Source organism: Erwinia sp. 9145, from assembly GCF_000745075.1.
GTDB classification, from domain to species: Bacteria; Pseudomonadota; Gammaproteobacteria; order Enterobacterales; family Enterobacteriaceae; genus Erwinia; species Erwinia oleae.
Genome location: NZ_JQNE01000001.1, coordinates 565,822 through 579,237, shown reverse-complemented (window position 1 = coordinate 579,237; position 13,416 = coordinate 565,822). Strand labels below are relative to the sequence as shown.

12 protein-coding genes are annotated in these 13,416 nt (G+C 60.0%); 11 read left to right on the top strand and 1 reads right to left on the bottom strand.

The window, feature by feature from the left end; genetic code table 11:
* Positions 1-49 precede the first annotated feature (49 nt).
* Positions 50-1,369: an MFS transporter gene (locus FA91_RS02830; protein WP_034912341.1), complete on the top strand. Its 1,320-nt coding sequence runs from the start codon at positions 50-52 to the stop codon at positions 1,367-1,369.
* A 138-nt stretch (positions 1,370-1,507) separates the two neighbouring features.
* Positions 1,508-2,857, top strand: a complete 1,350-nt coding sequence (locus FA91_RS02825) for an Nramp family divalent metal transporter (protein WP_082212565.1) — start codon at positions 1,508-1,510, stop codon at positions 2,855-2,857.
* Between the two features lie 13 nt (positions 2,858-2,870).
* Here FA91_RS02825 and yacL read toward each other — a convergent pair whose 3' ends face one another.
* Positions 2,871-3,233: a protein YacL gene (yacL, locus tag FA91_RS02820; RefSeq protein ID WP_034912337.1), complete on the bottom strand. Its 363-nt coding sequence runs from the start codon at positions 3,231-3,233 to the stop codon at positions 2,871-2,873.
* 174 nt (positions 3,234-3,407) lie between these two features.
* Here yacL and FA91_RS02815 point away from each other — a divergent pair, with 174 nt between their 5' ends.
* The 9 genes from FA91_RS02815 to FA91_RS02775 all read left to right on the top strand — a co-directional run bounded on the left by FA91_RS02815 (position 3,408) and on the right by FA91_RS02775 (position 13,368).
* A complete protein-coding gene (locus FA91_RS02815) occupies positions 3,408-4,325 on the top strand; it encodes a LysR family transcriptional regulator (protein ID WP_034912335.1) in 918 nt (305 codons plus the stop codon).
* A 137-nt stretch (positions 4,326-4,462) separates the two neighbouring features.
* Positions 4,463-5,890, top strand: a complete 1,428-nt coding sequence (locus FA91_RS02810; RefSeq protein ID WP_034912334.1) for a M20 family metallopeptidase — start codon at positions 4,463-4,465, stop codon at positions 5,888-5,890.
* Between the two features lie 28 nt (positions 5,891-5,918).
* Positions 5,919-7,514, top strand: a complete 1,596-nt coding sequence (locus FA91_RS02805) for an ABC transporter substrate-binding protein (RefSeq protein WP_051936970.1) — start codon at positions 5,919-5,921, stop codon at positions 7,512-7,514.
* 11 nt (positions 7,515-7,525) lie between these two features.
* Positions 7,526-8,590 (top strand): ABC transporter permease, encoded by a 1,065-nt coding sequence (locus FA91_RS02800; protein ID WP_034912333.1) that lies wholly within the window; start codon positions 7,526-7,528, stop codon positions 8,588-8,590.
* Positions 8,587-9,522 carry an ABC transporter permease gene (locus FA91_RS02795; RefSeq protein WP_051936969.1) on the top strand — a complete coding sequence of 312 codons (936 nt, stop codon included), beginning with the start codon at positions 8,587-8,589 and terminating at the stop codon, positions 9,520-9,522. The genes FA91_RS02800 and FA91_RS02795 overlap by 4 nt, the downstream gene beginning before the upstream one ends.
* The gene (locus tag FA91_RS02790; RefSeq protein ID WP_034912332.1) at positions 9,515-10,381 is read left to right on the top strand and encodes an ABC transporter ATP-binding protein; all 867 of its coding nucleotides are present in this window, start codon (positions 9,515-9,517) and stop codon (positions 10,379-10,381) included. The genes FA91_RS02795 and FA91_RS02790 overlap by 8 nt, the downstream gene beginning before the upstream one ends.
* Positions 10,378-11,136: an ABC transporter ATP-binding protein gene (locus FA91_RS02785; RefSeq protein ID WP_034912330.1), complete on the top strand. Its 759-nt coding sequence runs from the start codon at positions 10,378-10,380 to the stop codon at positions 11,134-11,136. Before FA91_RS02790 ends, FA91_RS02785 begins: the two co-directional genes overlap by 4 nt.
* Before the next feature lie 9 nt (positions 11,137-11,145).
* Positions 11,146-12,060, top strand: a complete 915-nt coding sequence (locus tag FA91_RS02780) for a serine hydrolase (protein ID WP_034912328.1) — start codon at positions 11,146-11,148, stop codon at positions 12,058-12,060.
* Positions 12,061-13,368 carry an MmgE/PrpD family protein gene (locus tag FA91_RS02775; protein WP_034912327.1) on the top strand — a complete coding sequence of 436 codons (1,308 nt, stop codon included), beginning with the start codon at positions 12,061-12,063 and terminating at the stop codon, positions 13,366-13,368.
* The last annotated feature ends 48 nt before the right edge of the window (positions 13,369-13,416 follow it).

The following is a 13,416-nucleotide window of genomic DNA, read 5'->3' as shown; positions in this document are numbered from 1 at the left end:
AGCCGGACGCCGATCCGGCCCATAACAACCTTTGTACCGGGCAAAAACTATGAATACGACTGCTGGAAATACACGTATCCGTTGGTGGATAGCGGGCCTGATGTGGCTGGCTATCGCGATCAACTATATCGACCGCACCGTGCTCTCCGCGGCGGCGCCGCACCTGATTGACGAACTGAGCCTTGATCCGGAAATGATGGGCTTTATTATGGCGGCGTTTTTCTGGTCTTACTCGCTGCTGCAAATCCCGGCAGGCTGGTTTGCTGACCGCTTCGGTCAGAAAAAAGGGCTGGGGCTGGCGGTCGCCTGGTGGTCGATCGCCACCTCGATGATGGGACTGGCAACCGGCTTTAAATCACTGCTCGCGCTGCGGCTGGCGCTGGGCGTCGGTGAAGCGGCGGCTTACCCCAGTAACGCAGGCATTACCGCGCGCTGGTTCCCGGACAAAGAGCGCGCCACGGTTTCCGGCCTGTTTGACAGCGCCTCGAAATTTGGCGGCGCGGTGGCAATGCCGCTGATCGTCTGGATGATCTACATGGTTGACTGGCGTCTGACCTTTCTGATCATCGGCGCAGTGGGTCTGCTGTGGGTGATCGCCTGGTACTTTATCTATGCAGAGAACCCGGAAGATCATAAACACATCAGCCGCAGCGAAGTGAGCCTGATCCGCGACGGCCAGTTGCGCAAGCACGGCGACAAAAACGTCAGACCGATGAAATGGTACAAGCTGCTGCGCTATCGCAATATCTGGGCGATGTGTATTGGTTTCTTCACCATCAACTATACCTCCTATTTCTTTATCACCTGGCTGCCAACCTACCTGGTGAAAGAGAAAGGCATGGATTTCATTAAGATGGGCATGATCGCCGCGCTGCCGCTGCTGTGCGGGATGATTATTGAAGTCGCCGCCGGTTGGGCGTCGGATCGCATGGTGCATAAAAAAGTGCTGTCGCTGACCGCCACCCGCAAGCTGTTCCTGACTATCGGCCTGCTGATGGCGCTCTGTATCGGTTTTGCGCCCTTTACCGACTCAGTATTCATGACCGTTTTCCTGCTCTGCGTGGCGAAATCCGGCACCACCGTGGCCGCCTCGCAGGTATGGGCGCTGCCGGGCGACGTCGCGCCGAAAAACAGCGTGTCGATAGTCGCCGGGCTGCAAAACACCGTGTCGAATTTGGGCGGCGCAGTGGGCCCGATTGTGACCGGCGCCATCGTCGCCGCAACAGGCTCCTTCACCTGGGCGCTGGTCTTTTCGGCCGTGCTGGTCGTCGTCGGCATCATCAACTATCTGTTCCTGATGGGTAAAGTCGAGCCTATAGAGGAGGACGAACCGGCCCACGCGGGCGCGCCTTCGCCAGGACGCGTTTAACGTTAACGCACGTAATTGAATGTCTGAACAATAACACCTGCCGCGGGGCACGCCGTAACAGCGTGCCCCGCCCGACCCTACAGCGAGCGGCAAAAGAGCACAATGCCATGCCAATCGACCCTACCGTGAGGCTTCATCATGAGTAGTACATCGCAACAGGAAGCACCCCTCTCCAATGCCGACCACCGCCTTCCCACCACCGTAAAAGGCTACGTGCGCAGCTTTGGCCCTGGCCTGGTGCTGGCCATGACCTTTCTCGGCACCGGCGATCTGGTCGCGTCGACTGTGGCGGGGGCGAACTACGGCTATGACCTGCTCTGGACGCTGGTCATTGCGCTGCTGGCACGCGGTTTTATGATCTCCTATATCGCCAAATACACGCTGATGAACCGCTTTGGCGATAACGATATTATTCAGGGCTACAAGCGCGTCTGGCGCGGTTTTCCGCTGTTTTTCGGTATCCTGATCGCCATCGTCGCCTTTGTGGTACAGATGAGTTTTCTGCGCGCGGGAGCCGTCGGCCTCTATCAGCTTTTCGGCAAAGCGGGCGGAGAAACCTGGGGCGTGTTCCTGTGGAGCGTGGCGATCGTCGGCATGACGTTATTGATGATGCTCACCCGCAATCAGTATCGCCACCTTGAAACGCTGGCTCGCGTGGCGTCGGTGATCATGGTGGGTTCTTTTCTGTATGCCATGTACAAGGTCGGCCACTTTGATTTCAGCGGCTTTATGCGCGGCCTGACCTTTGGCCTGCCGGAGAACGCCGGGCCGTTCTTTGCGGTATTTATTGCCGTATCCACCATTGGCGCGATCGGCGGTTCCACCAGCAACCTGCTCTATCCGGGTTTTATGCGCGATAAGGGCTGGGTTGGCCCGAAATACCGCCGGCTTCAGCAGTTGGATCTGCTGTTTGGCATGCTGCCGATGCTGGTGATCAACGTGCTGTTCTGGAGCGTGGCGGCAGAGGTGGTACACGGTTCCGGTAATACCATCGCCGGTGAGAGCGATCTCTCTGCAATGATGCTCAGCGTGGTCGGCCCGGTTGGCCCTTATCTGTTGTGGATCTGTATTTTTCTCGCCAGCTTTACCAGCTTTCCGTCGCAATCGCGCGGTTTCTGCTCGCTGATTTTCAGCTGTGTGCACCACGGCGGCCGGCTCAACGAGCGTTACGCCACGCCGGATGATAACCCCTGGTTCAGACGCGTGCAGATCGGCGTCTATATCATTCTGCCCATCATGGTCACCCTGCCGAGCGCGCCCGATCTGGTGGTGCTGAATATTCTGGGCACCAGCGTCGCCACCTCGCTGGTGCTGCCGCCGCTGCTGATTGGGTTATTCATCATGACCAGCCGCAAACGGTTTATGATGGAAGGCCAGGCCAACCGTTTGTGGGAGCAGGCGCTGCTCGGGGTGATTTCGCTGATTGGCATCTGGTCGACCTTCGAGATTGTGCGTAACTTTTTTCGGCAAGTGCTGCACGTCCTGTAAATAACCGGGGCGCTCAGCGCCCCTGCATGAAGGCCCGCCAGGCGGCCACTACCGCCAGAAAATCCTCCACGCCGCAGAAACACAGACTCTCTTCGTCGTAGTAGTTCATACCCTCTTCCAGCTCATCGCCTTCAAAACTGAGCAGATTGGCGCGCACGATCACCTCTTCCTCATCCATCCACAGCGTATATTCGCGGCCCACGCGCTGCCACTGCCGCTCGCTGCCTTTTATCTCTTTCACCGCTGCCTCGACCGCGTCGAGTACCGATGCGTCGCCATCCACTTCTTCATTAAACCAGTGGCCTAACGCTTCGTGGCCCATCGTCATGCGCACCTTCACCGCACCGGTGACGTCGCGTAAAAATTCATATTCCATCCTGCTCTCCCCTGACCACGGGCGCACCTCAATGGTGCATATACGCCGCGACAAAATCGCATTATCGCAGGCGGCAGCCTGAATAAAAGCGATTCCGGCCCCTCTTCTCACTATGGCGCGTTTTTTGCGTATTTCCTGAGTCGGTTTCCTTTTCGTCCACAACGAGGTTTAACGATGGAGCTGAAATGGTTTGAAGATTTCCTGAGCGTGGCGCGCTGTTACAGTTTTACCCGCGCCGCCGACGATCGACATATTACCCAGTCTGCCCTCAGCCGCCGCATCAGGCAGCTTGAAGAGTGGCTGGGCGTCCCCCTTTTTGACCGAAAAACCTATCCCGTCACCCTGACGCCTGAAGGCCAGGCTTTTTTGAACACCGCCAGCGAAACGGTTTTTTCACTCGGCCACCTGCGCAGCGATCTGCACCAGCGCTACCAGTCGCGCACCTCGGTACTGCGCTTCGCCATGCTGAATACGCTGTCGTTAACCTTCTTTCCGAACTGGATCGAGCAGCTCAAACAGCAGCAGCAGCTTGGCTACATCCGGCTGTGCGATCAGAAACCCACCTTTGTTGAGCACATCTCTCAACTTCATTCGGACGAAACGGATTTTTTGCTGACCTACGCGCATGACGCCGTCGGGCTTATTCAGCAGCTTAATCACTACCCGATGCTGCGGCTGGGTCGGGAGCGGGCCATCGCCGTGTGCCGCCCGGACAGCGACGGCAGGCCGCTCTACCCGGTGGGCGTCAGCCAGGCGCCGGTGCCGTTCCTCAGCTACGGGCAGCACTCTTTTTTCGCCCATGCGCTGGCACGCTCGCCGCAGATTGCCTCGCTGCCGCTGGTGGCCATTTATGAAAACGGCATGTCGATCAACCTGAAGGCCATGGCGCTCTCCGGCGGTGGCGTCGCCTGGCTGCCGGAGAGCCTGCTGAAGGCGGAGCTGGAGAGCGGCGCGCTGGTCAGAGCGGGCGACAGCCGGTGGGATATGCCGCTGGATATCCGGCTCTATCGCCAGCCGGTGCTGCGCGCAGAGGCGGCAGAGGCGTTCTGGCAGTGCGCCGTCGACGGCGAGAAAACCCCGTCGGCCGCCTGAAAACGGAAACTATGCAATTTTGGAATGGGGCAGGCAAATTGCTCATTGGTAATTAACTGCGCTTCTCTTGCATGCTGAAAACGCACCGGGCCTGCGCGGCCTTCGTTTCTTACCCAACATGCCTTCTGGGGACAACCATGCAAAACAAAGCGTTAGTCTGGAAGTTAGTGGATGCGCACCGCACCGAGTTCTGTGAACTGAGCGACCGGGTTTGGGGTATGCCGGAGATTTGCTACACCGAATATCGTTCGGTGGCCGAGCACACCGCCATGCTGAAGCAGCAGGGGTTTCGCGTTACCGAAAACGTGGCGGAGATCCCCACCGCAGTGATGGGCGAGGCGGGCGAAGGCGGGCCGATTATCGCCATCCTCGGCGAGTACGACGCGTTGCCGGGCCTGAGCCAGGCTTCCGGCGTAGCGCATCCGTCGCCCCTGCCGGGCAACGGTAACGGCCACGGCTGCGGCCACAACCTGTTGGGTTCCGCCGCGATGCTGGCGGCAACGGCGCTGAAAGAGTGGCTGGCAGAAAGCGGGCTGCCGGGCCGGGTTCGCTATTACGGCTGCCCTGCCGAAGAGGGCGGCGCGGCGAAATCCTTTATGGCCCGCGCCGGCGCCTTTGACGGCGTGGACGTGGCGATAAGCTGGCACCCCAGCGGTCATCATGAGGTCACCAAGGCGCTGTCGCTGGCCAATACCCGGATGGATTTCTTTTTCACCGGCCGTTCGTCGCACGCCGCCGCGTCGCCGCACCTGGGCCGCAGCGCGCTGGACGCCGTCGAACTGATGAACGTCGGCGTGCAGTTTCTGCGTGAACATGTGCCGCAAGACTCCCGCATCCACTATGCGATGCTGGACTCTGGCGGCATTGCGCCCAACGTGGTGCAGGCAAAAGCCGCGGTGCGCTACGCCATTCGCTCGCGTGACGTGCACGGCATGTTCGAATTAAACGAGCGGGTGAAACGCGTGGCGGAAGGCGCCGCGCTGATGACCGATACGAAAGTGGAGATCAGCATCATGAGCGCCGTCTCCAACCTGCTCGGCAACCGTCCGCTGGAAGAGGCGATGCAGCGCAACTTTGAGGCGCTGGGCACCGTTCCCTTTGACGAAGCCGACCTGGCCTTTGCCGCCGAGATTCAGGCGACGCTCAGCGCGGAAGAGATCGCCAGCGACTACCGTAGAGCAGGCGTGAAGCCCAACAATCCCAAACCGCTCAGCGACTTTATTATTCCTCTTGATACCCACGGCGAACCAATGATTGGCTCCACCGACGTTGGCGACGTGAGCTGGGTCATTCCTACCGTCCAGGCGCACGTGCCGACCATGGCGCTGGGCACGCCCGGCCACTCGTGGCAGCTCACCGCGCAGGGAAAAATGCCCGCCGCGCACAAAGGGCTGACGCATGTGGCAAAAATCATGGCTGCCACCGCCGTGGACGTTCTCACCGACAAAATGCTGCTGGCGCAGGTGAAAAAAGCCCATTTCGAGCAGACCAGCGAAACGCCTTACCGCTGCCCGATCCCTGCGGAGGTGAAACCGCCGATTCAGCCACGCCCGGACACGCTGTAAACCGCTCAACCTTTGGGAGTTAACGTTTATGCTAAAACGCAATGCACTGAGCGCCGCCGTGCTGGCCGCAGGTTGTTACAGCGGCATCTCACACGCGGCCACGCCGCCCGACTCGCTGGTCATGGCGTGGAATATCGATGCGATCAGCACCTGGGACCCGGCACAGATTGGTGAGGTGGTCACCAATGAAATTATTATGAACACCTGCGACACGCTGGCGTCGTTTGACGTGAAAGATGAGAAGAAAGTGGTGCCGGAACTGGCGAAAAGCTGGGAGGTATCCGACGATCGTAAAACCCTTACCTTTCATCTGCAACCCAACCTCAAATTTGCCGATGGTTCACCGGCTACCGCCAGAGACTTTGCCTGGTCGCTACAGCGCGTGGTCAAACTGGGCTACGGCAACGGCGCCACGCTCACCGAGTATGGCTTCAGCAAGGAAAACGTCGATCGGATGATTACCGCGCCGGACGACGCCACGCTGGTAATGGCCTTTGACAAAGCCTATCCCACTAACCTGCTGCTTCAGGCGATTGCCGCCAACAACGTCGCCACGCTGCTGAACCGCAAGCTGCTGGAGAAAGAGGCGGTTGGCGACGATATGGGCCATAAATACCTTTCCACCCACACCGCCTGCGTCGGGCCGTACCAGCTGATGCGCTGGAACGCAGGCGAAGGCGTGGTGCTCCAGGCCGCGCCGAACTACTGGGGCACGGCGCCGAAACTGAAGCGCGTGCTGATCCGTCACGTGGCGGAAACCGGCACCCAGCGTCTGCTGTTAACCAAAGGCGACGTGGATATCGCCCGCGATCTCTCGGCGGACGATCTCAAAACGCTGGACGAAGGCGGCAAGGTCAGGGTTGATAAAGTTCTGAAGCCGCAGCTCTTTTTCTGGACCTTCAACAATGAAGATCCGATCTTCAAAAATGAGAAAGTGCGTCTGGCGATGCGCTATCTGATTGATTACGACGGGCTGGCGAAAAGCGTAATGCCTTACCTCGGCGTCCCTCGCGCCAGCTTCGCGCAGCAGGGCGCCTTTGGCGCGCTGGACGAAAAAGAGGGGCAGCCGTTCAAACTCGATCTGGCGAAAGCCAGACAGCTACTGAGCGAAGCAGGCTATCCCAACGGCTTCTCCGCCTCGGTGATTTTCGGCACCCTGCCGCACTCCGCGCCGATTGCGCAAAGCATTCAGCAAAATGCCGCCAAAGTGGGTGTGAAGCTCTCGCTGGAGCGGATGGCGAATGCGCAGCTGTTCAGTCGCGCACGCGGTCGTGAATTTCAGAGCGCGATGATGGCCTGGCAAACCTCGGTGCCGGATGCCTATGGCAACGCCTCGCGGCTGGTCTACAACCCGGACAACCGTAAAGAAGCGCGAGCGACGCAGTACCCAAGCTGGCGCGCCGCTTATTTTGACAAGGCAATGAACGACGCGGTAAACACGGCGCTGCTGGAACCGGATGACGCCAGGCGCAGCGCCATGTACGCCGATTTGCAGCGTGCGGTGATGGAGAAAGGCCCGATGGCGATCATGTTCCAGATGTATAACACCGCAGGGGTCAGCCCGACGGTGAAAAACTGGACGTGGAATGGTTTTCGCGTGTGGTACGGCGCCGCAGAAAAATAACGGAGGCGGGTATGTCGCAGGTCACTTTACATTCTCCGCAGGCATCGCCGCTGTTCCGACGCCTGAAACGGGGCCTGAAAGGCACGCTTTCGGTTTTCTGTACGCTGCTGGGGCTGGCCGCGCTGACGTTTTTTATTGGTCGCCTGTTGCCGATCGATCCGGTGGTGGCGGTGATCGGCGACAACGCCAGTCAGGAAGCGTATGACCAGATGTACCGTCAACTGGGGCTGGATCAGCCTCTGTGGAGACAGTTTGTCGATTATCTGTGGCAGCTGGTTCACCTCGACTTCGGCACCGCCCTGACCACCAGCCAGCCGGTAGCGACGGATATTGCCCGCGTGTTTCCGGCGACGCTGGAACTGGCGACGGTTGCGGCAATCATCGGCGTCGGGCTCGGCGTGCCGGCGGGCGTGCTTTCGGCAATGTATCGCAACACCTGGTTCGATCATCTGATCCGCTTTATTGGCCTGCTCAGCTACTCGACGCCGCATTTCTGGCTGGGACTGATGGGGCTGCTGCTGTTCTACGCCACGTTGGGCTGGATCGGCGGGCCGGGCCGCATAGATTTCATCTACGAGTTCGATCTCCAGCCGGTCACCGGCTTCTGGCTGATCGACAGCGCGATGAGCGGCAACATGGCGGTATTTAAAAACGTTTTCAGCCATATCATTCTGCCGGCGTCGATCCTCGGCCTCAGTTCGCTGGCCTATATCAGCCGGATGGTGCGCAGCTTTATGATTGAACAGCTGTCGCAGGAGTACATCATTACCGCCCGCGTGAAGGGGCTTTCCCGCGCGCGCTGCGTCTGGAACCACGCCTTCCGCAATATCGCCGTGCCCACCCTGACGGTGATCGCCCTCTCCTGGGCATGGCTGTTAGAAGGTGCGGTATTAACCGAAACCGTTTTTGCCTGGCCGGGCTTTGGTCGCTACCTGACTAACGCTCTGCTGGCGGGCGACATGAACGCCGTGGTCGGCTGCACCTTACTGACCGGCGCGATTTTTGTGGCGCTCAACCTGCTTTGCGATCTGCTCTATCGCATTTTCGATCCGCGCACGCGTCAGGAGGCAATATGACCGACTCTCTGAGTAAATCTCTGCCCGCGCCACGCCGCTCGGCGCTCCGTCACTGGCTGAGCACGCCTGAGCCTGCCTCGTCCTTTCAGGCGCGCATACAGCAAATCTGGCTACAGTGGCGGCGGTTTTGCGCCAATCACTCCGCGCTGTTTGGTCTGGCAGTCCTGCTGGTGATCGTCTTTGCGGCAATGTTCGCGCCCTGGCTGAGCAACCACGACATTTATGCGCAGAATCTGGCGCATCGTCTGCAACCGCCGGGCGCGGAGTTCTGGCTGGGCACCGACGAGCTGGGTCGCGATATCTTCAGCCGCCTGCTCTGGGGCGCGCGCATCACGCTGTATATCGCTTTTCTGACGGCAGTGATCATCACTCCGCTCGGCCTGCTGATTGGCACCAGCGCGGGCTATCTCGGCGGCTGGGTCGATACGCTGCTGATGCGGCTGGTGGATATTTTTCTCGCTTTCCCCAGCCTGATCCTCGCGCTGGCGTTTGTGGCCGCGCTGGGGCCGGGCATCGAGAATGCGATCATCGCCATTTCGCTGTCGTCATGGCCGCCGATTGCCCGCCTGGCGCGCGCGGAAACGCTCTCAATCCGCAAGATGGACTACATTGCCGCGGTGCGCTTACAGGGCGCCAGCTCGCTGCATATTATTATCCGGCACATCATCCCTGTTTGCCTGCCGTCGGTAGTGGTGCGCGTGACGCTGAACATGGCCGCGATTATTTTGACCGCCGCCGGGCTGGGCTTTCTTGGCCTCGGCGCGCAGGCCCCCAGCCCGGAATGGGGCGCGATGCTGGCGTCAGGGCGGGAATTTATGCTGAACAACGGTTTTATTGCTGCCATCCCTGGCCTGGCGATCCTGTTTACCAGCCTGGCCTTTAACCTGCTGGGCGACGGCCTGCGCGACGTAATGGATCTTCGCCATGACTGATTCCCTGCTCCAGGTGCAGAACCTGAATATTGTGTTTAAAGGCGCCCATGAGGATCACCATGCGGTCCGGGACGTCTCCTTCAGCGTCGGTCGGGAAAAAGTCGCCATCGTGGGCGAGTCAGGCTCGGGTAAGTCGCAGACCTGTCGCGCCCTGCTCAAACTCACGCCCAATATTGCCCGCATCAGCGCCGATCTGATGCAGTTCTGCGACGTGGATCTGCTCAACGCCAGCGAAAAAAAGATGCGCACCATACGCGGCAACCGCATCTCAATGATCCTGCAAGATCCCCGCTTTTCGCTGAATCCGCTGATGCGCATCGGCGACCAGATTACGGAAGCGTACCGCCTGCATTCACAAGCCTCGAAACGCGTCGCCCGCGAACGCACCCTGGCGATGCTGGAGTCGGTGCATATTCGCGATGCGGAAAAAGTTTGCCGTCTCTATCCGCATGAAATTTCCGGCGGCATGGGCCAGCGGGTCATGATCGCCATGATGCTGATCCCGGAACCGGATCTGATCATCGCTGACGAACCGACTTCCGCGCTGGACGTGACCGTGCGCCAGCAGGTGCTCGCCATCCTTGATGAGCAACTGGCCAGACGCAATACCGGCCTGCTGTTCATTACCCACGATCTCAACCTGGTTTCGCGTTTTTGCGACCGCGTGCTGGTGATGTATGCCGGACGCATCGTTGAAGAGATCGCCGCAAACCAGCTGCATCTCGCGCAGCATCCCTACACTCAGGCGCTGCTCGCCAGCCAGCCGCGTCTGCATCATCCGGTTGACACGCTGAGCGTGCCGGCCCGCGATCCGGCGTGGCTGCACGGCCCGGCCTGGCGTAACGGAGTGGCATTATGATCCCAACACAGTTAAGACGTATCGAAACGGTCAATCTCTCCATCGCCTTCGGCGAGGGAAGCCAGCGACGCCAGGTGGTGGACGATGTCAGTCTGACCCTGGCGTCAGGCGACGCGTACGGACTCATCGGCGAATCTGGCTGCGGCAAATCAACCATTCTGCGCGCGCTTGCCGGCCTGAACAGCGATTATCACGGCGCCATTTTGTTTAACAACAAGGAGCAGCAGCCACGACGCGATAAAGAATTTTATCGTCAGGTGCAGATGGTGTTTCAGGATCCGTACGCGTCGCTTCACCCCCGAAAGATGGTCTGCGACGCTCTGCTGGAGCCGCTGACGCTGCACGGTTTTGATCGTAAGGCGTCGCGCATCAGCGACATTTTGCATGCGGTAGGGCTGAACAACGCCTTTCGCTACCGCTATCCGCATCAGCTCTCCGGCGGGCAGCGCCAGCGCGTGGCGATTGCGCGCGCGCTGATCATAGAACCGAAGGTGCTGCTGCTGGATGAGCCGACCTCGGCGCTTGACGTCTCGGTACAGGCCGAAATTCTCAACCTCCTCGCCGCTCTGCGCAGGCAGCGTCAGCTGACCTGGCTGATGGTCACGCACGATCTGGCGGTAGTGACGCACCTGTGCCAGCGGGTGGCAATAATGCATCAGGGCCGGCTGCTGGAGGAGCTGACGGCAGAGGAGGTTCGCGGCGGCGTGGCTCGCGAGGCGTACACTCAGCGCTTTCTGGCAGCCAGCGAAGCGTAAGGAGAAGCGATGTTTACTCGCCTGGAAAACACGCTGCGCGGCATGGATACCGCTGCCGTGATGATTTTGCAGTACGGCAAGCTGATATATCACTACGGCGACGTCGAACGTCGCTATCAGTGCCACTCAATGCGTAAAAGCTTTCTCAGCGCGCTGATCGGCCAGGCGGTGGCGGAGGGACGGTTCGATCTTTCACTGACGCTCGCCGCGCTGGGAATTGACGATCGCCAGCCGCTGTCTGAGGTTGAAAAGCAGGCGACGGTGTACGATTTGCTGACGGCGCGGTCGGGGATCTACCATCCGGCGAATTATGAAACGCCGTGGATGCAGCGCATCAAACCGCCCCGCCATTGCCATGCGCCCGGTGAAAACTGGTGCTACAGCAACTGGGATTTCAACGCGCTGGGCAGCATCTGGCGCCAGTTGACCGGCGAAAACATTCATCAGGCTTTTGCGCAGCGCATCGCGCAACCCATCGGCATGGAAGATTTTGATGCCGAACGGGATGGCTGGTACGAAGACGGCCCTTTCTCCGATCACCCCGCCTGGCCTTTCCGGCTCTCCACGCGCGATCTTGCCCGCTTCGGCCAGCTTTTTCTGCAACAGGGCCGCTGGCAGACGCAGCAGGTGATCCCCGCCCGCTGGACAGACACCAGCACCCGCCCCATTTCGCACGCCGGGAGCCACGGTGCCTATGGCTATATGTGGTGGGTGACGCGCAACGGTATCGGCTGGCCGGAGGCGGTTCTGCCGGAAGGCAGCTATTCGGCACAGGGCGCTGGCGGTCACCTCTGCCTGGTGATGCCCGCGTTAGATTGCGTGGTAGTGCATCGTGTCGACACCGACAGCCCGGGCCGCGAGGTAAATCGCTTTCAGGCAGGAAAAATAGTGCAACTGTTGCTGGACGAATTGGGAGAACGCTAAATGACCGTGATTGAAACTATCGCCGCCTGGTGCGCGCGTGAACCGCGCTTCAGCGCAACGGCCCGTCGCCTGGCGCGGGAAGCCATCACCGACACGCTGGCCTGCCTTTACGCCGGACGGGATGATTTCTCTGTGCTTGCCGTTCGTGAGGCGTGGGCCAGTTATACCCCCCGTCCTACCGCCATTGCGGCCTTACTGAACGGCACGGCGGCCCATGCCATTGACTATGATGATAATTTTGGCCCCGGCATGAGCCACGCCTCGGCGGTGCTGGTGCCGGCCCTGCTGGCGGTGGCGCTGGAGGAGGATCGTGACGGCGAGACGTTGGTTAATGCCTGGCTGGTCGGCCTTCAGGCGCAGGCGTTCGTGGGTGAGCTGGTGAGTCAGTCACACTACACCGCAGGCTGGCACGGCACCTCTACCGTTGGCTGCATCGGCACCGCCGCAGGCGTCGCCTGGCTGAAAGGGCTGGACGAAGCAGGCATTGCCCGATCGCTGAGCGTGGCGGTGAGTCTCGCCAGCGGCGTCAAGGGGCAGTTCGGTACGCCGCTGAAACCTTTCCATGCCGGTATGGCGGCACGAAATGCGGTGGATGCCGCCACGCTTGCCGCCTGCGGTATGAGCGGCAGGCTGGATATTCTGGAAGGCGAAATGGGGTTTTATCAGCTTTTTGCGGGCAGCCGCTTTACCCCGGAAAAGATGCAGCGCTGGCTGACCGGGACGCAGCACGTGGTCGAAACCGTTGGCGTGATGCCGAAAAAGCATCCCTGTTGCGGCTCCACCCATCGTGTGCTGGATGTGATTGCGGATCTGCAACAGGAAACGCACTTTACTGCCGACGACGTGGTCTCGGTGAAGTGCAAAGTGGGCATCTCTAACTTCCGCAACCTGGCGTATACCGCGCCGGAAGACGAGATGCAGGCGCGTTTTTCAATGAACTACTGCGTGATGCGCATGCTGGAATCCGGCTCGCTGAGCGTGGCGGACTTCACGCCAGCGCGCGTACGCGAGCAGGCCGCGAATCCGCTGATGTCGCGCATCACCATGGAGAGCTGGCGTGAAGACGAAGAAGCGCAGGCGGACAATCTGCCTCATCAGGTGGCGATCGTGCTGAAGGACGGGCGCACGCTTCGCCATCAGCGCCTGAGCGCAAAAGGCTCGCTCGCTGAGCCCTTCAGCGCCGACGAGCGCGCGCAGAAGTTTGCCGACTGCTGCAAGACGTTACCCGAGAGCGCTGCCCTCTTTCAGCGGCTGGGCCAGTTAGAAAACGAGCGCTCGCTGGATTTTTTACGCAGCATGATTATCTGAACTCCGCCCGTCAGGCAATCAACCACGATGTAAAAATAAGTTTATAAA

Excerpts from the sequence above, each read along its gene's own strand:
- FA91_RS02830 (WP_034912341.1), top strand. The coding sequence starts at position 50 with ATGAATACGACTGCTGGAAATACACGTATCCGTTGGTGGATAGCGGGC.
- FA91_RS02825 (WP_082212565.1), top strand. The coding sequence starts at position 1,508 with ATGAGTAGTACATCGCAACAGGAAGCACCCCTCTCCAATGCCGACCAC.
- yacL (WP_034912337.1), bottom strand. The coding sequence starts at position 3,233 with ATGGAATATGAATTTTTACGCGACGTCACCGGTGCGGTGAAGGTGCGC.
- FA91_RS02815 (WP_034912335.1), top strand. The coding sequence starts at position 3,408 with ATGGAGCTGAAATGGTTTGAAGATTTCCTGAGCGTGGCGCGCTGTTAC.
- FA91_RS02810 (WP_034912334.1), top strand. The coding sequence starts at position 4,463 with ATGCAAAACAAAGCGTTAGTCTGGAAGTTAGTGGATGCGCACCGCACC.
- FA91_RS02805 (WP_051936970.1), top strand. The coding sequence starts at position 5,919 with ATGCTAAAACGCAATGCACTGAGCGCCGCCGTGCTGGCCGCAGGTTGT.
- FA91_RS02800 (WP_034912333.1), top strand. The coding sequence starts at position 7,526 with ATGTCGCAGGTCACTTTACATTCTCCGCAGGCATCGCCGCTGTTCCGA.
- FA91_RS02795 (WP_051936969.1), top strand. The coding sequence starts at position 8,587 with ATGACCGACTCTCTGAGTAAATCTCTGCCCGCGCCACGCCGCTCGGCG.
- FA91_RS02790 (WP_034912332.1), top strand. The coding sequence starts at position 9,515 with ATGACTGATTCCCTGCTCCAGGTGCAGAACCTGAATATTGTGTTTAAA.
- FA91_RS02785 (WP_034912330.1), top strand. The coding sequence starts at position 10,378 with ATGATCCCAACACAGTTAAGACGTATCGAAACGGTCAATCTCTCCATC.
- FA91_RS02780 (WP_034912328.1), top strand. The coding sequence starts at position 11,146 with ATGTTTACTCGCCTGGAAAACACGCTGCGCGGCATGGATACCGCTGCC.
- FA91_RS02775 (WP_034912327.1), top strand. The coding sequence starts at position 12,061 with ATGACCGTGATTGAAACTATCGCCGCCTGGTGCGCGCGTGAACCGCGC.